At 38.3% G+C, this 22,428-nt stretch carries 18 protein-coding genes; 9 read left to right on the top strand and 9 right to left on the bottom strand.

Annotated features, from left to right (window positions below; all coding sequences use genetic code 11):
- The first annotated feature begins 22 nt into the window (after positions 1 to 22).
- From H7U17_RS05160 to H7U17_RS05140, 5 genes are read left to right on the top strand one after another with little or no spacing between them, the layout of a single operon-like run.
- On the top strand, positions 23 to 676 hold the full coding sequence (locus H7U17_RS05160; protein ID WP_186755580.1) for an MBL fold metallo-hydrolase: 654 nt from the start codon (positions 23 to 25) through the stop codon (positions 674 to 676).
- Positions 673 to 1,371: a CDP-diacylglycerol--serine O-phosphatidyltransferase gene (gene pssA / locus H7U17_RS05155; protein ID WP_186755579.1), complete on the top strand. Its 699-nt coding sequence runs from the start codon at positions 673 to 675 to the stop codon at positions 1,369 to 1,371. Before H7U17_RS05160 ends, pssA begins: the two co-directional genes overlap by 4 nt.
- Positions 1,361 to 4,633: a type IX secretion system sortase PorU gene (porU, locus tag H7U17_RS05150; RefSeq protein ID WP_186755578.1), complete on the top strand. Its 3,273-nt coding sequence runs from the start codon at positions 1,361 to 1,363 to the stop codon at positions 4,631 to 4,633. Before pssA ends, porU begins: the two co-directional genes overlap by 11 nt.
- Positions 4,630 to 5,844, top strand: coding sequence for a type IX secretion system outer membrane channel protein PorV (gene porV, locus H7U17_RS05145; RefSeq protein ID WP_186755577.1), 1,215 nt, complete (start codon positions 4,630 to 4,632; stop codon positions 5,842 to 5,844). The genes porU and porV overlap by 4 nt, the downstream gene beginning before the upstream one ends.
- On the top strand, positions 5,844 to 7,118 hold the full coding sequence (locus tag H7U17_RS05140; RefSeq protein ID WP_186755576.1) for a M16 family metallopeptidase: 1,275 nt from the start codon (positions 5,844 to 5,846) through the stop codon (positions 7,116 to 7,118). Before porV ends, H7U17_RS05140 begins: the two co-directional genes overlap by 1 nt.
- On the opposite strand, the gene H7U17_RS05135 is transcribed toward H7U17_RS05140, so the two are convergent.
- Genes H7U17_RS05135 through H7U17_RS05125 form a run of 3 tightly spaced genes read right to left on the bottom strand, consistent with a single transcriptional unit; the run spans position 7,115 to position 9,382 of the window.
- Positions 7,115 to 8,071, bottom strand: coding sequence for a glycosyltransferase (locus H7U17_RS05135; protein WP_186755575.1), 957 nt, complete (start codon positions 8,069 to 8,071; stop codon positions 7,115 to 7,117). The genes H7U17_RS05140 and H7U17_RS05135 overlap by 4 nt on opposite strands.
- Positions 8,072 to 8,079: 8 nt before the next feature.
- Positions 8,080 to 8,991, bottom strand: a complete 912-nt coding sequence (locus tag H7U17_RS05130; protein ID WP_186755574.1) for a GNAT family N-acetyltransferase — start codon at positions 8,989 to 8,991, stop codon at positions 8,080 to 8,082.
- On the bottom strand, positions 8,981 to 9,382 hold the full coding sequence (locus H7U17_RS05125) for a sugar 3,4-ketoisomerase (protein WP_186755573.1): 402 nt from the start codon (positions 9,380 to 9,382) through the stop codon (positions 8,981 to 8,983). Before H7U17_RS05125 ends, H7U17_RS05130 begins: the two co-directional genes overlap by 11 nt.
- A gap of 217 nt (positions 9,383 to 9,599) precedes the next feature.
- Here H7U17_RS05125 and H7U17_RS05120 point away from each other — a divergent pair, with 217 nt between their 5' ends.
- Entirely contained in the window at positions 9,600 to 10,202 is a 603-nt protein-coding gene (locus H7U17_RS05120; RefSeq protein ID WP_186755572.1) for an IMPACT family protein, read from the top strand.
- Here the strand turns inward: H7U17_RS05120 and H7U17_RS05115 are convergent.
- Genes H7U17_RS05115 through H7U17_RS05105 form a run of 3 tightly spaced genes read right to left on the bottom strand, consistent with a single transcriptional unit; the run spans position 10,192 to position 13,447 of the window.
- Positions 10,192 to 10,797: a 3'-5' exonuclease gene (locus H7U17_RS05115; protein ID WP_186755571.1), complete on the bottom strand. Its 606-nt coding sequence runs from the start codon at positions 10,795 to 10,797 to the stop codon at positions 10,192 to 10,194. The two genes, H7U17_RS05120 and H7U17_RS05115, sit on opposite strands and share 11 nt — an antisense overlap.
- On the bottom strand, positions 10,794 to 12,275 hold the full coding sequence (nhaC, locus tag H7U17_RS05110) for a Na+/H+ antiporter NhaC (protein ID WP_186755570.1): 1,482 nt from the start codon (positions 12,273 to 12,275) through the stop codon (positions 10,794 to 10,796). Before nhaC ends, H7U17_RS05115 begins: the two co-directional genes overlap by 4 nt.
- A 56-nt stretch (positions 12,276 to 12,331) precedes the next feature.
- A complete protein-coding gene (locus tag H7U17_RS05105) occupies positions 12,332 to 13,447 on the bottom strand; it encodes an NAD(P)/FAD-dependent oxidoreductase (RefSeq protein ID WP_186755569.1) in 1,116 nt (371 codons plus the stop codon).
- A gap of 78 nt (positions 13,448 to 13,525) precedes the next feature.
- Between H7U17_RS05105 and H7U17_RS05100 the strand changes: the two genes are divergently transcribed.
- Positions 13,526 to 14,020: an Mpo1 family 2-hydroxy fatty acid dioxygenase gene (locus H7U17_RS05100; protein ID WP_186755568.1), complete on the top strand. Its 495-nt coding sequence runs from the start codon at positions 13,526 to 13,528 to the stop codon at positions 14,018 to 14,020.
- Between the two features lie 86 nt (positions 14,021 to 14,106).
- Positions 14,107 to 16,128 carry a cation:proton antiporter gene (locus H7U17_RS05095; RefSeq protein ID WP_186755567.1) on the top strand — a complete coding sequence of 674 codons (2,022 nt, stop codon included), beginning with the start codon at positions 14,107 to 14,109 and terminating at the stop codon, positions 16,126 to 16,128.
- 19 nt (positions 16,129 to 16,147) lie between these two features.
- Here H7U17_RS05095 and H7U17_RS05090 read toward each other — a convergent pair whose 3' ends face one another.
- A complete protein-coding gene (locus tag H7U17_RS05090) occupies positions 16,148 to 18,430 on the bottom strand; it encodes a patatin-like phospholipase family protein (protein ID WP_186755566.1) in 2,283 nt (760 codons plus the stop codon).
- Positions 18,431 to 18,612: 182 nt separating this feature from the next.
- Here H7U17_RS05090 and H7U17_RS05085 point away from each other — a divergent pair, with 182 nt between their 5' ends.
- Positions 18,613 to 19,341, top strand: coding sequence for a DUF4494 domain-containing protein (locus H7U17_RS05085; RefSeq protein ID WP_186755565.1), 729 nt, complete (start codon positions 18,613 to 18,615; stop codon positions 19,339 to 19,341).
- A gap of 83 nt (positions 19,342 to 19,424) precedes the next feature.
- On the opposite strand, the gene H7U17_RS05080 is transcribed toward H7U17_RS05085, so the two are convergent.
- Both H7U17_RS05080 and H7U17_RS05075 read right to left on the bottom strand, forming a co-directional pair.
- The gene (locus H7U17_RS05080) at positions 19,425 to 20,879 is read right to left on the bottom strand and encodes a sulfatase (protein ID WP_186755564.1); all 1,455 of its coding nucleotides are present in this window, start codon (positions 20,877 to 20,879) and stop codon (positions 19,425 to 19,427) included.
- Between the two features lie 56 nt (positions 20,880 to 20,935).
- A complete protein-coding gene (locus H7U17_RS05075; protein WP_186755563.1) occupies positions 20,936 to 22,423 on the bottom strand; it encodes a RagB/SusD family nutrient uptake outer membrane protein in 1,488 nt (495 codons plus the stop codon).
- Positions 22,424 to 22,428: the final 5 nt, after the last annotated feature.

Here is a 22,428-nt window from a genome sequence, read left to right as displayed (position 1 = left end):
TGAATTCAAAAATGTTTAGGACATGCTCCACATTAAAGCTTTTACCTTTAATCCTTTCCAAGAAAACACCTATATTTTATATGATGATACGAAAAAAGCGGTCATCATAGATCCTGGTTGCTATGAAAAAGATGAAAAGGAACAACTTAAAAAATTTATAGAATCGAATGAGCTTCAACCAGTAAGGTTGCTCAACACGCATTGCCATATTGACCATGTTCTGGGGAATGATTTTATTAATTACAGCTACAAATTACCACTGGAAATCCACCCAAAAGAAGAGGTCGTATTAAGGTCTGTAAGTAGTTATGCTGCTAACTATGGTTTTCCGGCCTTTGCGGAATGTGAGCCTGAAATTTTCTTTGATGAGGGTGAAAAAATCACTTTCGGTAATACTGAACTGGAAATCATATGGGTACCGGGGCATGCTCCTGGGCATGTAGTATTTTATCATCCAGCATCTAAAACTTGCATAGGAGGAGACACATTATTCCAAGGCAGTATAGGAAGAACTGATCTTCCCGGTGGTGACCACCAAACATTACTCAATGCCATTAAAAACAAGTTATTCACCTTACCTGATGATGTAAAGGTTTATCCAGGGCATGGACCTGCCACTACCATTGGCATTGAGAAAACGCATAATCCATTCGTAGGTAAAAACGCACAATTTTGAACATCAAAAAGCATATCCCTAATGCCATCACTAGTCTGAACTTGGTCAGCGGTATGGCAGGCATCTTCTTTGTATTGGACGGAAAGTTATTTTATGCCACCTATTTTATCATAGCTGCTGCCATTTTTGATTTCTTGGATGGCATGGTGGCCAGATTACTTCAAGTACATAGTGAGATCGGAAAACAATTGGATTCTTTGGCAGACCTGGTAACCTTCGGCGTTTTACCTTCATTTGTCATCTTCAAAATGCTATCGGAAGCCTTTCCGGACAGCCACACCCCGTTTCTATCCTTTTTTATTGGAGTTCAGTCAGCAATGAGACTGGCCAAATTCAATATTGACACTAGGCAATCAGATCGCTTTATAGGAGTACCTACCCCTGCCAATGCACTTCTTTTATGCACTTTACCTTTTCTGTCCAATAAATTTGAATGGGCTGACCAACTCATATCCAATGGCTATATCCTGCTTACATTCTCGATAATAATGGCATTGATGTTAACCATTGAATTGCCATTGATCGCTTTAAAATTTAAAAACTTTGCCTTGAAAGATAATATATTTCGATACTTGACCATTCTAATAGGTCTTATTAGTATCATTTCTTTAGGCATTGCCGGTGTCCCATTTGTTATTATAGGTTATATTTTGCTTTCTTTGGTAGAGAGTTGGATAAAACCGCATGAAATTTAGCCTTAACATAACATTTTTATCTCTTCTGACTGGTCTGATAATTTTTTGTCAGTCCATAAGCCTATATGCCCAATCCAACTATTTTAAATTCCCTGTAATCCAATCCGGAATTTATAAAATTGACCAAGCAGATTTGCAAAAAATTGGTGCTTCCAGCATAGACCAAATAAGTATTTATGGTAGAAAAGGAATGCTTCCCCAAAAACTGGACAGTCAAGAACTGCAACTTCAAGAAATCCCGGGAGAGGTATTTAATAACCAGCTTTTTGTATTCTTGGAAGGCCCCCATTCTATAGCCATCAGTGCAGATTCTATCCACTATCAACACCATATCTATACTGACACCGCCTATTACTTGATAAAGATCAATGAAAAACAGCCCAAAAGGATAGATAAAATTGACTATTCAAGTTCAGCATCCAATCAAGGTTTTTTATATCAAGTATATACCTATAAGAAAGAAGCTCAAAACTTATTGTCTTCTGGAAGGAAATGGTACAGTAATAGACTATTCCCTGGTGGAATTTCTAGTTTTAATATCCCTATCCCCTCCTATGACGAGGGACAAATCTATTTCCAGACCCAAGTCATGGCCCAGTCCTTTTCGAATAGCACCTTAAGCATCAGAACCGGCTCCAATACTTTTTCACAAATTGATATCTCAGCAGTCCCTAATTCCACCTATGGGCTTAAAGGGCGAGAAGGCTTCGATCATGGATTCATTAATCATACCGAACTGGGAGCTATATCTAGCTTTAATCTTGAAATGCAAGGAAATGGCAATGGAATTGGGTTTCTGGATTATTTTCTACTGGGACTGCCTTATAACGTTCAGCAGCTTGAATCTGGAATATACTACACTTTAAGAAACTCTCCCCTATCTATTAGGCATAGGGAAAATCTAAAATATTGGGATATCACTAATTTCGACCAGCCCTTAATCATTCAAAGTGATAGAGACTATTTCGACCTACCTAAAGAAAAAGCCCTGGTCGTATTCAATCCTGAAATCGTCAAGAACATCCCAGCACCAGAAAATATTGATTTAAGTCCAAGAAACAATAATGGAAAGGCGGAATTGATCATCATTTCCGCCCCTTCATTATTATATCAATCCAACCGATTGGCTGATCATAAAAGGCAAAGGGGAATCACGTGCCAAACCATTACACCTCAAGAAATATATGACGCATATAATTACGGCACTAAAGACCTTACGGCTATCAGGAACTTTTTGGCTGATCAATATCATTCATCCGGTCTTTTAAAAAACGTCCTTTTTATGGGTAAGGGCACCTTTGACTATAAATACATCATTGATGGCCGTCCTAATTTAGTTCCTACCTACAGTTCCAGAAACAGCCTTAATCCATTGACCTCATATAGCTCTGATGACTACTTTGGATTTCTTGAATTTGGCCAAGGAGATTGGCTAGAGAATAAATCAGGAGACCTTCTGTTAAATATTGGTATAGGAAGGATACCCGTAATCAATTCTCAAGAAGCAAAAAATGTAGTGGACAAAATCATCCATTATGAAAACTCAGCGAAACAATTGGGGGATTGGAAATCCAAATTACTTTTTATGGCTGATGATGGTGATAATAATATTCATTTAAAACATAGCGAAACACATATACAGTCCATTAGAGATAATCATCCAGAATTTTTTACAGAACAACTGTATCTTGACAATTATGAACAAGTTCAGGAAGGAGATTATCAATCCTCTCCGGCTGCTAAATCAGCATTAAATAATAAGTTAGATGAAGGTATATTTCTGCTAAATTATATTGGCCATGGTAATGAAAACACATTAATGGCCGAGCGCATTTTTCAAATCAGTGATTTAAAAAACTGGCCTGAAAGCGATCATTATCCAATTTTTGTCACTGCTACTTGTGAATTTGGCAGACATGACAGCCCATTTATCCGTTCAGGTGCAGAGGAACTTTTAATGGGACAAAAAAAAGGTGCGATAGCCTTATTGACGACTGGAAGACCTGTGTTCAGCAGTATCAACTTTGAATTAAACAAGGCTTTTATTGCGGCACTTTTTAGCCAAAACAAGGGGCAATACTTAAGCCTTGGTGATATATTCAAAGCGACTAAAAACAATAGCCTCAATGGCCCATATAATAGAAACTTCTCACTCTTAGGGGATCCAAGCCTGAGATTGGCTTTACCAGACTTGGGGATTCAGACAGAAATTGAAACGGCAGAAATAGACCTCAAAGTAGACACCCTCAAAGCAGGCAAAAAGTTCCTTATCAAAGGACGGATTATTGATCCTCTAACGGGGGGGCAAATTCAAAACTTCGAGGGAGATTTCAAGTTAAATCTTCAGGATAAAGCTATTGAAGTAGAAACCTTGGGAGATGAGGGACCAGCAATTAAATACGCAAAAGAGGAAAACAGCCTATTCCGAGGAACAGGTCAAGTGATTGCAGGTAAATTTGAAGTAGAAATATTCATCAGCCCTCAAATTCACGAAAGCTTTGAAAAAGGAAAAATCAGGGTTTTCGCTATTGACACCCAAAGTAAGCAGGAAGCTTTTGGCTCCCAATCAGTACTTATCGGGGGAAAACCGGAAGAAATCCCTGAAGACAAAACAGGTCCACTCATTCGGTTATTTGCAGAGGATAGCCTAAATAATATTCGTACCATATCATCTAAGCAAGTCCGTTTACTGGCCAAAATTAACGACGAAAACGGCATCCAGATTTCCAGTATTCCAGAAGGTCAAAACATTTCATTGAAGGTAAACAATAATGCGCCAATAGATATCAGTATGTTTTATCGATCTCTAAATGGTTCCTATAAGGAAGGCTTTATTGATACCAAAATCAATGGTCTCGAGGAAGGTATAAACATTTTACAACTGACCGCTTTTGACAACCTTGGTAACCATAATACTGAAAGCTTGGAAATAAGCGTTGAGGGGAGTAACAGGTTAAGGATACTCGAACATTTAACCTACCCTAACCCAACCAGTAATATCAGTCACTTTTATATCAAACATAATCGCCCAGATGAAAACATAAATTTGCAGCTTAACATATATAATATGACGGGAAGCAAAATATATTCAACAAGTAAACGTTTAGTAAAAGCTGATCCCGAAATCATAGATTTAGAATGGATATTTTTGCGTGACATCACCAAAATTCCCGCAAAAGGAACTTATATTTACAAATTACAGCTATTCAGTGAAGAGGATGGATCTTCTGATCAGGCTATTGGAAAAATAAATATTCAATGAAGATATCAAGTGGTTATTTAAAAGGCTATATTTTTTTAATTGGACTCTGCTTAACTGTTATAACGGCTAAAGCTCAGAACAATTCTGTTGTCCTTTCTGGTCAAGATGAAGGTCGAAGAGTACTCATTACAGCTGTTCCCTTCTTGAATTTTGCTCCAGACAGCAGACACTCTGCAATGGGTGATGCTGGTGTAGCCACTTCACCAGATGCCAACTCAGCACATTGGAATGCAGCAAAACTGGCTTTTGTAAAAGACAAAATGGGTTTTTCCTTGTCCTATTCTCCCTGGTTAGGAAAATTAGTACCTGACATGTCCTTAAATTACCTAACGGGTTATCTGAGAATCGATGAAATGTCCACTTTTGGATTAGATCTCAGGTATTTTAACATGGGTGATATTCAACTTACCAATGGATCCGGACAAGATATTGGACAGTTTAATCCAAGGGATATTGCCATAGGAAGTACTTATGCCAGAAAATTATCCCAAAACCTTTCTTTAGGTATATCTGCAAGGTTTATTCACTCCAATCTCTCAGGAAACATCAGTTCAGGAGGAGGCAGTGACAGCAAACCCGGAATCAGTGTCGGCGTTGACGTAGGTGTTTATTACAACAAAGAAGTATTGTTTGGAGGAAAAGAAGCCAATTGGTCCCTTGGTGCCAACATTAGCAATATTGGTCCAAAAATCACTTATAACAGTGCTGATGATTTAGATTATATCCCCACCAACTTACGCTTAGGTACTGCCTTGGAAATAGCATTGGATGACAATAATGATTTAACATTTGCTTTTGATATCAACAAGCTATTAATACCAACACCACCCATTTATGACAGAAATGAGGACGGTTCTCTTAAAACAGATGCTAATGGGAATCCAATCATCCTTAAAGGAAAAGACCCTAACAGGCCTTTACTAGGTGGGATGTTCGGATCATTTACTGACGCACCTAATGGTTTCAGCGAGGAAATGCAGGAATTGATGATATCCTTTGGTGTGGAATATGAATACGCTGAAAAATTTGCCGTTAGGACAGGTTATTTCCATGAAAACAAAAACAAAGGTGGAAGACAGTATTTCACCATGGGTGTAGGTTTTGACATCAAACGCTTTGGCTTTGACTTTTCCTACCTCGTACCACAGAAACAAAATCACCCTTTGGCAGAAACATTACGTTTCTCCCTAGCCTATAATATACCGCAGTAATGATAACTCTCGATAGGTCCAAAGCTCCACAATTCAAAATTCCGGAGCATATAGAATTGATAAAACCCGAAAAGCGGACTCTAAAAAATGGAGTCCCTTTGTATTTTATTCCTACCCCAGAAATCGATGCCATCAAATTGGAAGTAATTACGCTTTCAAATAACTCTCAAATGAAAGAGGAAGATTCATTGGTGCCGTTTTTTGCCTTACACATGCTATTGGAAGGGACCAAAGAAATGAGCTCGCCCGAACTGGATCATTTCTTTGACCATTATGCCTCTGAGGTAGACATCATCTATTCCTTCGAACAGCAAGGCCTCTCTCTACTGACCACTAAAAAGCATTTTGGTAGCGTTTTGCCAGTATTCCGCAACCTACTTACAGATGCGATTTTCCCCGAAAAGGAATTAGAAAAAAGGAAATCCCAAAAAGCCCTTACCATTTCACTACAACGTGAACAAAATGGCGCCAGGGCTAATCAGCTTTATAGAAAAGCCATTTTCGGTACTGACCACCCTTATGGATTTATTGCTGAAGAAAAGCATGTCGATGCGGTCACTCCTGAAAAATTAAATGATTTCTACCAACACAAATTTCTGGTGCAGCCAGAGATATTTGTCATTGGGAATTTGAATGAGGTTGAAATTGATAATATCATCTCAGAGTTTGAAAATCTGGAAATCATAAAATCATCAAAACTTAGCACTGATTTTCAAATATGGCCAGAAAAAAGGATCAATGAATTAAAGGATAAATCAGTACAATCCAGCATCCGATTAGGACAACACCTAATTCCTAAAACACATCCCGACTACCATTCTCTCACCGTCTTTAACACTATATTAGGGGGGTATTTCGGAAGCAGATTGATCAAGAATATCCGCGAAGACAAAGGGCACACTTATGGAATTTATAGCTCAATTGGTAGCCTGGAAAAAGCTGATTACTGGGTAGTGATGGCTGATGTCCAAAAAAGCTATGCTGATGAAGTCATCGAGGAAGTATATAAGGAAATTGAATTGCTGAAAACCATCCCTATTGGCCAAAAGGAAATAGAAACAGTAAGGAATTATATGATCGGACATTTCCTTTCCAATTTCAGTAATGCTTTTGACCTGATCAACCGCTTTAAGGGCATACATCATGCAGGATTGGATTATGATTTCTATGAAGCGCAATTGAATTATTTTAGATCCTTCAAACCAGAGGAAATTATGGAAGTTGGCCAAAAATATTTTGACCCAAAAAACATCATTGAGGTAGTTGTGGGTTAAGTTCCCGAGTAAATTTTATACATATAAGAAAGATCAAGCTTTAGGAAACACCAAGCTTTAAGAAATATAATGCCGAGCCCTTTTGCTCCTGATTCTACAGCTAGTTCCAATAAACATCGAGCAACTTCAAAATTTGCTGAGGCAAGGGCATGCTTTGCCTCATGCTTACACCTGAAGACCAAGGCTAAATCTTCTTCCTTGGATTGGTTCATGCCCTTAATCTTTTGGCAAACTTTGTAGGTTGACCAAAGCATTTTAGATTCGCGAGCTTTATATTGTTGTTTAGCAAATGAAGTCTTATGGAGTCTTTTTTTTACACCAATATGAGAACTAAAGGCAAAGTTATATTTACGGGCAAGCCTTACTATAATATCAAAGTCCTCATAAACCAAGTTGTCATCATAGCCCCCTTCCTGTTTTAAAATACTTGATCGAAAAACCATTGTTGGTGTACTCAGACAATGGTTCCCAACAACTTCTTTATAAATATTCCCCTTTGGTTCCCAACCGCTTGGAAGAAATTTATTCGAAAGCGGAAAAAAATTAGCTATCTTCTGGGTTTCCTCCTCATATAATTCAGCATCTGAAGAACATAATGCAGCCTCGGGAGAAATTTTCAAGGCTTTTACAGACAATTCAACATGTTCAGGAAAAAGTACATCATCTCCGGAAAGATCTATTATATAATCTCCATTGGCCAATTGAAGGGCTTCATTAAAGGCTTTACAATAATTAATAGAATGGGAATGAAATATAGTTTTTATTTGATTTAAGCGTCCTCTTTCATTTAGCCAGGATTTGATTTTCTCTTCGCTACCATCTTTACTGCCATTGTCAACAATGATAAGCTCAATATTCTTATAAGATTGGTAGAGCACACTATTTAGCGAGGCTACGACAAAATCTTCCTGATTATAGCAAATACAGATTATAGAAACCAAGCTATTTTCCATCCTCAATTTTAAAGCTCCAAAACCCAAGTCAATTTATTGGCGGTGCTATTGGTAAATTTACTTTTGAACCGAATTAAACTATGATTGGCCTCTCCATCTAAATCTGAAGAACCAAAATCAATAAAATCAACCCCTAAGCTATCTCCCAATTGTATAACTTCTATGATCATGGCTTCACCACTATAAGTTACCTGCATTTGAGGATTAATAGCAGGAAGGTAATAATACAAGCTATTACTAGTCAATTTCACACAAAGTACATGTGAAACGGCTATTCCTTCCTGAAAAATTGATATCAAAAAGTACCTATCAGGAAAACTGCTGATCTGATTGATCAAACTTTCTTCCTGCACATTATATTCATGTCCTCTAATCTTACGCCAATTTTTGATATCCTTTAAAAAGTTGAAGTTTTTAATGCTCCCGAGCTCAGTGGTATAGCCCAGTTTTTTCATCTTCTTTTTATGCTTAGGTAGCTTAGCCATTAAAAGTCCCTTGATGACCTTCCTATCTTCCAAAAACTGATGGAGAAGCATTCCTTTAAGCTCAAAACCAAAACCAGATAACATATAATGGATCAAGGGATTATTATGTTCATATAAGTCAGGAGCTTGGACTATTTTTATAGACCTACAGGAAAGTTGTCTTAGCACAATGATCAATTCTTCCAAAAAAAACTGAACAGCTTCAGATGACACCTTTTTCTCTACCCAAAAACCACCAAAGGGGGTGTTTTTAAGAGATACAACATGGCCATCTGAAAGTACAACAAAATACAATAACATTTTGCTTTTGTTTTTTTTCAGAAGTTTGGCACAGAAATACCTGTCACCTTTGGATAATATACCTTCTTGCAAAAAGTAATCATGAACATCAGTTGGATTTTCACGAATTACAAATTCATAGTTTTTAGGATCCATTTTGGAGTTTTTCAAAATCAACTTTATTTCTGATATAATCGGCTTCTGAGAAAGGCTTATTGGAAAGCACTAATAAAACACTGTTAGCATCAAAGGTAAAACTGGACCAAACCATAGCTGGCAAATAAAGGGCTTCCGCTGGATCATCCAAAACGAACTGATACTTCCTCTTGGCCAAATCCTCTAATTCCACAGTAACCTTTCCCTGCAAACATATGGTAATTTGTTCATCAGAATAATGCGCATGCACACCTCTTTTCTCGCCAGCCGGAACCTCGGTTATCCAAAAAGAACGCGCTATTTCAAAAGGAAAAATTTCCTGGTTCCAAAAGCAAAGATTTCCAGCTTCACGCTTCACTGCTCCCAAAGAAAAAACATAAGGTTCAACCATTCTAATGACTACGTATATCGCTTTTTTAAATTATAATATCAATGGCTAATTTAAATATTTTCACCATGCCTCCTTACTTTAAGCCTAAAGAATTAAAACACCTTTTTCAATTATTCCATTTCATCAAAATAAAGGGCATTATTAGCCAATATTTTTGTCTATCCATAAAAGAGGTTTTACTTTTGGCTGCTTGAGCAAGAAAGAGGAATCAATAATTATGAACGCAGAAGACACTTTTTTAACCTTGGAAGGGGAATCAGAGGGACTTTATAAAGAAAAAGGCAGTAAGTTTTTGGCTTATGCCTATCCCGTAGAAAATGAGGAAGAGATCAAGGAAAAGATTGAAGGATTAAAAAAGAAATACTATGATGCCAGGCATCATTGCTATGCTTATATCCTTGGCAAGGATCAGGAACAGTTCCGCGCCAATGATGATGGAGAGCCTAACCATTCTGCTGGTGATCCTATTCTTGGGCAATTAAGATCCAACAATCTAAGTAATGCACTAATAGTTGTTGTCAGATATTTTGGTGGCACAAAACTGGGAGTTGGTGGATTAATCCATGCTTATAAAACCGCTGCCGCTGAGGCCGTATCCAATGGAAAAATCGTTACTGCCATCATAAAAAAGACGGTTAAATTTTATTTTGACTACCTGGATATGAACGATGTCATGAGGTTGATCAAAGATGATGAATTGGAAATAAAAAAGCAGGAATTTGATAATACCTGCCTAATGCATCTTTCCATTAGAGCATCTCTTTATGAAGAGGTAATGGATAAATTAACTGATATAAATTCTGTTAAAATCATTGATTAGAGAATAACTCGTCCAAATACCCCTTTTTGTAAAGTTCTTCAAAAATTTCCAAACATGCCCATGCGTCAGTTGCTGCATAAAGCTGCTGTTTTTTGCTCAGTTTCTCTGCCTCCCAATTAGAAACTTGTTCAGATTTTGAAATCCTGATGTTTAAGACCATTGCACTGAGGTTCCTTACCCCCACATTATGAAAACCTACCTTTTTGAGTTCCTCATTTAGGTCAAAAAAACTAGCCTGCTTAAAGGATGGATCCAGCTTTTTTAGGGCTTTGATATCATCTCTCACAGCAGCGCCGATTTTCACCCTATTGGGGTCTTCCAAAAGTTTTTTCACCTCACTAGGAAAGCCCACATGATTTAGGCGGAATAAATAAGCTTTTTCCGGTGTAGACAATTGCAAAAGGGAAACATCATATTTCACCCCTTTTCTAAAAGATGGTCGGGTTTCGGTATCAAAACCAATCAACCTATATTTCTTAAGTTCATCAATAGCTTCAGGAACCAGCTTCTCATCCTCAATAAGCACTATATCTCCCTCAAAATGCCCGAGGGGTAACTCATTTACTTGTTCTTTTCCAATCTTAAAAGGTATCATACAGCCAGTTCTTTTTGAATTTCTCTCATTTCATCTTCTGTATAATAATTAATCCCCAATTTCAAATAACCATACAATACAGTCATAAAGGGACTAATTATATTAAAAAAGCAATAGGGCGCATAAGTCATGGTAGCAACACCCAAAACGGAAGCCTGAGTGGCCCCGCATGTATTCCAAGGCACCAATACGGAAGTCACTGTGGCGCTGTCCTCAAGTGTCCTGCTTAGATTCTCTCCCTTCAAACCTCGTTTCTTATAAATATCTGCATACATCCTTCCAGGCACCAAAATGGCCAAGTATTGATCTGAGGTGGTAAGGTTAAAGAAAACACAGGTAGCAGCTGTAGAAGCTATTAAAGAACCCAAAGAATGGACCTTGGCGATAACTGCTTCTGCGATTACTACTAGCATTCCACTTTTCTCCATAATCCCCCCGAATATCATGGCACTGATGATCAACCAAATCGTATTTAACATCCCCGCCATGCCTCCGGTGGATAAAAGATCATTTACCATCTCATTACTAGTAACAACACTAATATCTCCATAAAGTGCCATCATCACCGCCTTGAATGACTGGTAAGCATAATCAGTCTCTGCTTCATCAGCTATGGTTTGAATTATTTGTGGCTGAAAGATCACAGCAAAGACCCCTCCTAATAATGCCCCGGCGAGCAGTGCAGGAACTGCGGGCACCTTTTTCACGATCATTCCCAATACCAATATTGGAACAATAAATAACCAACCAGAAATATTGAATTTATCAGAAATCACCTCAGAAATCCCCCTTACCTGTTCTACAGAACCTTCTGCACTGATCGTATAGCCCATGACACCAAAAATCCCCAGTGTGATCAAAATAGACGGGGTGGTGGTCTTAGTCATATGTTTGATATGGGTAAATAAATCTGTTCCAGCCATAGCCGGCGCCAAGTTGGTCGTATCAGAAAGTGGCGACATCTTATCACCAAAATAAGCTCCAGAAATAATAGCTCCCGCTATCACCCCTTCTTCAAATCCCAATGCCTTACCTATCCCCAATAATGCCACCCCCACAGTGGCAACTGTTGTCCAACTACTCCCTGTAGCAATAGAAACAATAGCACTCACCACGCAGGCCGCTATTAAAAATATCCCCGGACTTAATATCTGAAGTCCATAATAAATCATGGCTGGAACAATGCCACTAAGCAGCCATGTCCCCGCCAAGGCCCCAATCAAAAGCAATATCAGAATGGAAGGCATAGCCGCTCCAATACTGTTTACAATTCCTTCTTGGAGAGGTTCCCAGCCTATTTTCAACCTAAGGATAGCCACCAAGCCGGCAACTGCTGATGAAATAATCAGGACCATTTGGTTGGAACCAGATAAGCTGTCAGTTCCAAAAATACGGATATTGATCACCAATAATAGAATCAGAAATATAATAGGGACTAAAGCCTCTCCCAGACTGGGCTTTCTTTGAAGATTGGTCATTGATATTGTATCAAAATAGTATTAGAAAGTCAAAATTAACAAAATATATGATTTTTTTAAGAACCGAGGAGATTGGCTAACTCCTTTCCAGCCTCCCATCCAATAGCCACCCCCATTCCTCCTAACCTTACCCCGACTGCTACCCTTGCATTAACTTGCTGTATGATAGGCCTTTTTATTTCTCCAAAAGCCATAGAACCTGACCACTCACTTTCCCACACCAGTTTTTTACCGGGAAAAACAATATTATTGACCTGCTCTTCCAAATAAGCTTTAATGGTGCTATTTATCCCACGATCGGTAGTCATCTCTGTGGATTCATCCAAATTCCGCCCTCCACCAATCAAAAGTCTGTTATCTACATTCCTAAAATAAACATATCCCCTGTCCATATGAAAAGTACCTTGCCATGGAAACTCAGGAATAAATTCACTAACCATGATCATCCCTCGTCCTGGCTTGATATCCAACCCTTCTACTAATTGGTTCACAAAGGCATTGGTACATACTGCGAGTAATCTTCCTTGGAAAACAATATCCTCATCATAGAAAGAATGAACATGGACTTTACAAGAGGCTTCATCCAAACTTTTCACCTCTGCGCCTGTAAGAATGGTTATTTGCAAATCCCTGCACTTTTGCCAAAGGCATTTAAGATATTTGGCTGGGTCCAATTGGCCCTCAAACCTGTTTTTCACTAAATGTGATATTTCTCCACCAAAACCAAAGCTCTTGGGATCGGCCATCTCAAAAACTTCTCCACCAAAAACTGTTCTGAGCATACCATTTAAATAGCCCATTTTCTCTAAACAGTATTCATCTTGGGGCCTGATAAGGTCAAAACCACCTGTAGAAACATAATCTAATGCCTCATCACCAAAAACACTCCGAATATTTTTTAGCCCTAACCTCCGCTTTACAACCAAATCAAAAACTGTTTCTTCTGAAGTAGCCTCAAGGTCATCTAAGATCTCCGTAAGGCTGCCAAAACAAGCAAAACCAGCATTCCTAGTGCTAGCTCCACTGGGAAATACTCCCCTTTCCAAAACCAGAACGGACCTACCAGGAAAATTTTCTTTATAATGGATGGCTGTAGATAATCCTACAAAGCCAGCTCCAACAACCACTAAATCATAATTTATAAGGTTTTTCTTCTCCCAGTAACTTAACATATATGGTTGGGTAAATTATTTTTTCATTAAGATTCCTTAAATTAATAGAAAGTATTATCCGTACCAAATCCAATTGCAATGCCCCAGGCCACAACTAGAAAAATAGACTTATTACTGCAAGAATATGGAACTAGCCATCAGCATCCAATAAACAAGAGGATACATTGGGTTTGCGTGCCAGCTATATTCTTTAGCATCGTGGGCCTGATTTATAGCATTCCAGTTGGGCCTATTGACTTTTTGATTGATTATCTTGGGCCATTTGCCAATTGGGCCACTTTTGCACTTATTATCGTATTATTCTATTACTATTCCTTATCACCGCCCTTATCGCTTGGGATGTTCTTGTTTGTCTCTCTATGTGTCTTTATGTGTAACCTTATCACCATAATTTCTCCAATTCCACTTTGGATGATCAGTTTGGCCATATTTATTTTTTCCTGGACCTTTCAGCTTTATGGACATAAAATCGAAGGTAAAAAACCATCTTTTTTCAAAGACATTCAATTCTTACTGATAGGGCCTGCTTGGTTGATGCATATGATTTACAAAAAATGGGGCTTTGCCTATTAATCTGAGAATGTCTTTACTTTTTATGTAATTCATGGATGTTGTTGTATTTTTAAGGCAGTAATCACTTAGCCTTTTATTTTACCATAATGATATATTCTTTATTAGCTGCTGCACAGCTTCCAATGTTGCAGGACATCGTCATCATTTTTGGATTAGCAACATTGGTGATCCTGCTTTTCATGCGTTTAAAAGTACCTACCATAATTGGCTTTTTGTTTACTGGTGCCTTGGCAGGTCCATATGGACTATCTTTGGTAAATGCCTCCACCACGGTGGATGTGCTCAGCGAAATAGGGGTTATCCTTCTGCTATTTGTGATAGGAATGGAATTTTCCCTAAAAAGTCTGATGTCTATTAAAAAAGCCGTATTTATTGGGGGGACATTACAGGTTGGACTGACCATTTTTGTAACTGCCCTGCTTGCCCATTTATTCGGTTTTGACTGGAATGTAGCGGTCTTTATTGGTTTCCTTTTGGCATTAAGTAGTACCGCCATTGTCTTAAAATTACTACAAGAAGGTGGACAGGTAAATAATTTATCTGGAAAAACTATTTTGGCAATTCTGATATTTCAGGACATCATTATTGTCCCCATGATGTTACTCACTCCCATGCTTGCAGGAGAATCAGAAAACATTGCGGTTTCTTTATTGCTTATGCTATTTAAGGGTGCATTAGTCGTTTTAATCACCATACTTTCAGCAAAATACCTTGTTCCAAATTTATTATACAGGATTGCAAGAACAAGAAATGAGGAATTATTTCTACTAAGCATCATTGTGATCTGTTTTTCGGTAGCCTTTTTAACTTCTCTTTTAGGACTATCTTTAGGATTGGGTGCCTTTCTAGCGGGTTTGATCATCTCCGAATCGGATTACAGACATCATGCTACTGGAAAAATCCTCCCTTTCCGTGAAATATTCCTGAGTTTCTTTTTTGTATCTGTAGGAATGCTATTCGATGTAAGCTTCCTATTTCAGAATATTGCGGTCATTTTGATCATCGTACTGATCGTTTTTCTTTCTAAATTCATCATGACCACTATTTCAGTCAAAGTGCTTGGCATGAGTTTTAGAGAAGCCTTTATGGTCGCCTTTTCCATTTTCCAAATTGGGGAATTTTCCCTTCTACTAGCTAAAGTGGGCATGGAACACCAACTATTGGATGCTACCAATTACCAATACTTTCTGGCTGTCTCCATATTGACCATGGCCATCACGCCATTTATATTGAACAACCGCGAAAAGCTTTCCTACAAACTGGTCAATCTCCCCTTACCCAATGGCCTTAAAACACATTTTGTGCGCAATACTGAAAATATTTCCATGGCAAATATTGGCGGAGATGAATTGGGTGATCACCTGGTCATCATAGGCTATGGTCTAAATGGACGAAACCTTTCCAAAGCAGCCAAAAGAGCGGAAATCCCTTATGCCATCATAGAAATGAACCCTGAAACAGTAAGAGTAGAAGCGGAAAAAGGCGAACCCATTATTTTCGGAAATGCTTCCAATGAAACGGTACTAAAACATGTCAATATACACCGCGCAAGGGTCATTGTAATCGCCATTTCCAATAGCGATGCCACAAAGAGCATAATTGCCGCAATTCGACAGTTGACCCAAAATGCCTCCATAATTGTCAGAACACGTTATGTCAATGAAATTTCTGATAATCTTTCCATGGGAGCCAACGAAGTAATCCCAGAAGAATTTGAGACTTCCATCGAAATTTTCACTCGGGTTCTAAACAAATACCTGATCGCCAAGGATGAAATAGAGGATTTCACTGAAGAAGTTAGATCAGGAAATTATGCGATGTTTAGAACACCACTCACTAAAGGAAGGGATCGGCTTAACATAGACCTTCCAGAAATTAATTTTGTAAGTCTAAGAGTAGGAAGAGATTCCGGAAACTATATCAATGAACCCTTGAAAAAAGCGAGAATAAGAGAAAACCTTGGAGTAAATTTAGTAGCCATAAAAAGAGATGGTAAAACCACCTCAAAAATAGATGGCGACACCAAGCTTCAGTTAGGAGATGTGGTTTATGTAGTCGGGAAACCTGATGCGCTCAATCAATTCGAATCAGAAGTCAAGGAAAAATAACTGAACCTCAACAGACCATTTAGTATTCTTCAAAAATGGTCTGTAGTTCTTTTAATGCATCCCTATTTTGCCTGCTTCCTATACAGTCAATAATATCTTTCTTCTCCTTGGAAGTCAATCTCCAATTGAGCGATGCCCGCTGAATTTCCAATTCTTTTATGGTCACATCATCATCGAGTCCATTTTGTTCTTTGGCTTCAAGATAGTCTTTAGATGAATATTCAAATTCCACCTTATCAAGGGAAAACGGGGTGGTTTCCTTCATATAATTATAGAGCGTTTCATTATTCAATGTCTGCACATTGTCCCAATTGATATAAATATTTTTCAATGGCGTAACCAATTTCTGAAAGATGGTAGGAGGAGTTTTCTGTTCAATTTCAAGTATCTTCTCAGAGTCACGAATGGTAATCAATAATACACCAGAAGTATTTTCTGCAATCCAGTCTTCGAAAACAAAAAGAAATCGCAAGGCATCACTGATACCAAAATTGTCTGATAATCCGGAGTCCATTATTTCCATTAATGGATCTGAGGGTAGTTGGATATTTGGAGTAATAAATGGAAATGTCGCCCCCATCCTCAAGGCACTGATAAACCTTAAATCTTCCGCATCCTGCTCTCTAAAGAACCTCATAAAATCTATGGCTTGACTTTTTTCACCCTCATCCATTAATCTATTAATAAAAACCCCCATATAGCTCATAGAATTGGGTGACACAAACAATTTCCTACCATCATTCACTATCAAGGGGGTGATTGGCAGCATCGGAATCAGCGCTTCTTTTTCCGGCTCTTCATAAGCCCTGAGTGGTTTGTCCAAGACCCCTTTGGTATTAATGTTCAACTGTTTTTCAAAAGCAAAGCCCCTATCTTGTAAATATTTCCGTCCATTATATTCTACCTTTTGATTTCTGATCAATAGATCATTGACCATCAAGGTGAAAATTATAGGGTTTAAATTATCCGCTGAAATTTGATCTCGATAAACTGCATCAGTCAAGTCAATATTTTCTCCCTGCATATACCTGAGATAAAGCTCCCTGAAGAAAGCTGCTCCTACTACTCCACCAGAGGCTCCAGTAAACAATCGCGTGTGCTTCATAAACTTACCTTCGGTTACCAAATGGATTTGTTGCAAAACATGCAAAGTCCATAAAGCAGCTCGCTGTCCTCCTCCACTACATGTAATCAGCACCATCTTTGGTTTCTCTTCCTCAGGAAACTGTTCCCTCCACTTATCCAATATCTGAATGGTATTCTGCTTGTCTTTTTGAATAGTATCGGGGTGCAGCAAATTGTCCAGCCGATTTAAATTATACACAGCTGGTTCAGTGTCATAATTCATCCCCAAGGCAGAATGGGGTCTATTCATTATCTCTGTTTTAGAAGCATTATTAAAAATCAAAAAGATGCAAATGGCGGCAAAGGTTGACCAACTTCTCAACCAAAATGTCACTGCTCCCACGAGTAATGTCAAAATGGAAAACATTAACATCACACTCATTCCGGCCGGAAACTGCAATAGCTCATTATCCCTGAAAAATCCCAATATCAATATTATGGCTACCAGGGCAATTTCAATGATAAACAAGTTAAGGTGGTTTTGATCAAATACCTTCAACAACATATTTCCCTCAAACTGTGAGAGGTCAGGTCTGACTTCTTTGAACCTCAAGTCAATATCCAAATAGGTCCCTACAGAGTCCAGCGCTCTTTTTCGATCTTTATAGCGTTTGATTACATTGGCTCTAGAAACCTTGGTCTTTCTCAGTTTTTTGTCCAAGGAATCTGTAAACATCAAAAAGAAATTTTTATTGGTCAAAGCGAAATAGGCAAACAAAAACAGGAAAGTGAGCAAATTCCCTATCAAAAAACCAATGATATACCGGAAAATCTCCCAATTACTCTCCAACTCATTATCCAGTTGAAAATTGATAATACTGATGATATAGACCAAATAAGCTATTAAAGGTATCAGGCTATTATTGATACAAAATCTAATAAAAGGACGAGAAAGCACTGCTAAAAACTTAAAGCGGGCCGCGTCCATAATATAAGTGGTCATATGAAAGGCCATGGTAAAAACAGCCAATCCAATTCCCATCATAAAAAAACCAATCCATGAAACTTCATTGAGGTATTCTGGATCCAAAAAGAGATAGGGAATACCTAAGACCTTACCGAAATTATTAGAAAGTACTAAAACCAACAGCCCCCAAATTGCCACCAAAGCAATATTCTTTTTAAAATGAAGTACGAGCAGTTGAACCGGGAAACTGTGCAAAATGCTATGCCACATAAATTGTATTTTTATAATAGTTAATATACACTTTTTGGTGGCTTATCGGTAAGGATTACCTAAAAAAGAATCTGGACCATTTGACCTTTTATTCATTGATTTAACGAATATTAAAAATTTATATTTGGGCTTTCTACAATAGGTATTACCTTAGTCATCCGAAAAGTCTAAAGAGGAAAAATATGAGAATTTGGTTTTTGTGTAAGGTAAAATATGCCAAGGAAAATGAGCAGGGATTGCTAAAAAATGTAAATGAACAATATCTTATCGATGCTGTATCATTTACTGAAGCTGAGGCAAGAATTTATGACATGCTAGGCAGTGTGATTAGAGGGGATTTTCAGGTAACCAACATCAGTAAAAGTAATATAGTTGATGTATTTTTCTATGAGGATATTGACATCTGGCATAAGTGTAAAATCACTTATGTAGTTACTGATGCAGATAGTGGTAAGGAGAAGAAGGTTACCCAATACATGTTGGTTTCAGCACATGATGTAAAAGAAGCTTATGACAGGATCCATGAAAGCCTAAGCAATATGTTGGTTAGCTTTAGGGTACCAGACATCAATGAAAGCCCAATAGTAGAAATATTCCCTTATGAAAGTGAAGATGAAGAGTTGCTTCCTCCTCCACCATCCAATCTTAAACCTGTCAGTGAAGTAAGGGCAGATCAGGCTAGAAGAGAAGAAGCAAGAGCGGCCAACGCTCCTGTAGACACGCAAGATGAGGAAGAAGCGGCTGATGATGTAATTGCTGAAGACAATTATGAAGAACCTGTGGCACCTGAGGATAAAGCACCTACAGAGCCAGATGAAGAAGTTTCGGAAGAAGAGCCAATTGATCAAACGGAAGAAGAACAATTGGAAGATGAGGAATTGGCTTCTGAACAGGAAGAAGAAGAAAAATAATAAGCCAATGCCTGTTTGGTTATAATAAATAGAAAAGGGGCTAGAAAGCCCCTTTTCTATTTTAAGAACAATATTTCATTTCTTCATTTTTTAACAGGCATTTTTGCTTTTGTATCAATCAGCCATTCCTCTAATTTCAACTCCAATTCCCGAGCTAATTCAGGATTTTCTGAAATTAAATTTTCATTTTCGCCTAAGTCATTTTTCAAATCATACAGTTCTCCCTCGCTACCATCATGGTATTTGATCAACTTGAAATCACCAGATCGAATAATAGAATAAGGCACAACATCTCTACCTCTGTAATGTGGAAAATGCCAAAACAAATCTCTCTTAAACTCTTTCTCTGGATGGCTAATCACTGTTGAAAGATCTTTTCCATCCCATTTACTTTCATCTACACTTCCATCAACATATCGCAAAACAGTAGGTAAAATATCCATTGTTATTATAGGTGATTTGGAAGTCTTGCCTGCAGGAATATTCCCCGGCCACCTCATGATAGTAGGAACCCTGATACCACCTTCATAAGGGTAACCTTTTTGAGATCTCAGTGGTGAGTTGTTAGTTACCTGACTATTAGGATTCCCCATCAAACCTCCATTATCGGAAGTAAATATCAAAAGAGTATTATCTGTTAATCCCAAACTATCCAAGGCATGCATTATTTTCCCAACATTATCATCCAGACTTTCTACCATTGCTGCATAGACTGCATTATCCTGCTTCCCCTTCTCTAAGGAATCATATTTATCCACCAACTCATCCTTTGCCATCAATGGCGTATGAACGGTATAACTTGCCCATTGAAGGAAAAACTTGCTTTCTTTATTTTCAGCGATGAACTTTACTGCCTCATCCCCTTCCCTATCAGTAAGGTATTCTCCTTCTTTGCGGCTAGGTAAGTTAGGAATAATATACTCCTCATTTCCATTAAAAGGCTCATATGGATCAAAATAACTAGGTGGTTGCCCCAAATCACATCCACCAATATTCACATCAAACCCCTGGTTTTCGGGAAAATATTCCTCAGGACCCAAATGCCATTTACCTATATGACCTGTCTGGTATCCTCTTTCCTTCAGTAACTCTGCTATAGTTACCTCTGACAATGGCATATATAGGTAGTTTTTAGGAGTCTTTAGTGGCCTATCTCCGTTTTCATCATAACCTTGAGGATTACTTCCGTCCTCAGGAATTATTCCTCCCTGAAACCTGGCTCTGATCCAATCTGTAATCCCTGTTCTTGCAGGATGCTTACCCGTTAGCATCGCTGCCCGTGTTGGAGAGCATATAGCTGCAGCTGCATAGGAATTGGTGAATTTCACCCCCTGATTAGCTAGCTTATCAATATTGGGCGTTTCATAATAATCACTACCAAATGCCCCTACATCTGTCCAGCCTAAGTCATCAACATGTATTACGATTATATTCAGATCTTCAGCTATATCTTGCTTTCGGTAGCTACTGTTTTTTTTCTCACTACAAGAGATCAAGCAAGCCAATAATGGAATTAGTAATAATATAATCTTTCTCATTGCTTTCTTTATAAAAAAGGTCGGTGAAAAATCACCGACCTAAGTTTGTCCTCCTATTAATAACCTGGGTTTTGCTCTAAATTAGGATTTGTATCTATTTGCTGCAGTGGAATCGGGTATAATACTTGATGTGCTTCAGCATTATATCCTCTGGAGACAGCACCTGAGATAAACTTTCCATGTCTGATAAGGTCTTCTCTCCTCAAGCCTTCACTATAAAACTCTCTTCCACGCTCCTCAAGAATAAAATCCCTTAACGCCTCAGTAGATGGATAATCAGCCAACGAAATTTCGGAAACATTGGCTCTTCTCCTCACTTCATTGATTAAGTCAATGGACTCAGTATTGGGACCATTCAGTTCATTTAAGGATTCCGCCCTACTTAGCAAAACATCCGCATAACGAATATAAACGATATCATTCCCATGAGATTCCCCCACCCCATCAGGATCTGGCCAGTATTTAAAGCTTCTGACATTATCCAAAGGGTTACCATTTTCATCCTCTACCAACTCCACCATATTACCGCTTGTATTAGTATATGCTGTCACAAAGAGATTTCTCCTTAAATCTTGCTCTTCAAAGGTCTTGTAGAAAGCAGTGTATGTTCTAAATTGTGCACCGTAATTAGCCCAAGAGCTCAACACAGGATAGCCTGGAGGAAATGCATGGGCCATATAGTTATTTTGATACCCACCCTGAGGCAAACATGGGGCCCTGAATATATATTCTCTATTCGCTTCCCCATCGACAGAAAACAATTTCTCATAATCATCATAAAGTGAATAATAATTCAAGTCCATGATCTGCTGTGCAGTTGAAGCTGCTAATTCCCAGTTTTTATCATTAAGATAAAATTTCATTAAGTATCCCAACGCTGCGCCCTTGGTAGCCCTACCTATTAATGTTTCCTCTGTGGGAAGATTCTCCGAAGCAAAAGTCAAATCAGAAATCACATAATCGAAGAATTCTTCTTTAGTAGCCCTAGGGGTACTCTGTCCAATTTCTTCTATTTCATCTGGAGAAGCTCCCTCGGGAATTTCAATTATTGGGGTTGGGCCAAACATATTGTATAAATAATAATAGGCTGATGCGCGGATAAACCTGGCCTCTCCCTTAATGGCGTTGAGTTCTGTTTCAGGCAAGTCTGTAAGCCCATTGGCCACAATCAACACTGTATTTGCACTTGCTATAGCCGAATACATTTTATTCCACTGCCCATTCAATATATTATTATTAATAGGCCAGTTGAACTGGATAAATGGTGCAGCTACCCGTTCCAGACCACCACCCGTCTCAAAGGACACATCGGTACAGAACTCATTGAGCAAATACGTATAATTTCTATGATCATAGGCTATTATCCTGGATCGGTTATATGCCCCCGTCAGCAAAGCATCCACCCCAGATGGATCCTTCAGGAAGGAATCTGGGTCGTATTGCGTATAAACTTTTTCTTCAAGAAAATCCAAGCAAGAAGTAGTGCTAAATAATAGAACTAAAGCAAGGATTCCGTTTATATATTTATTGTTAATCGTCTTCATCGTTC

The sequence above is a fragment of the Echinicola salinicaeni genome (assembly GCF_014280965.1).
In the GTDB taxonomy this organism is placed as follows: Bacteria; Bacteroidota; Bacteroidia; order Cytophagales; family Cyclobacteriaceae; genus Echinicola; species Echinicola salinicaeni.
This window is presented reverse-complemented; position numbering and strand designations above follow the sequence as displayed.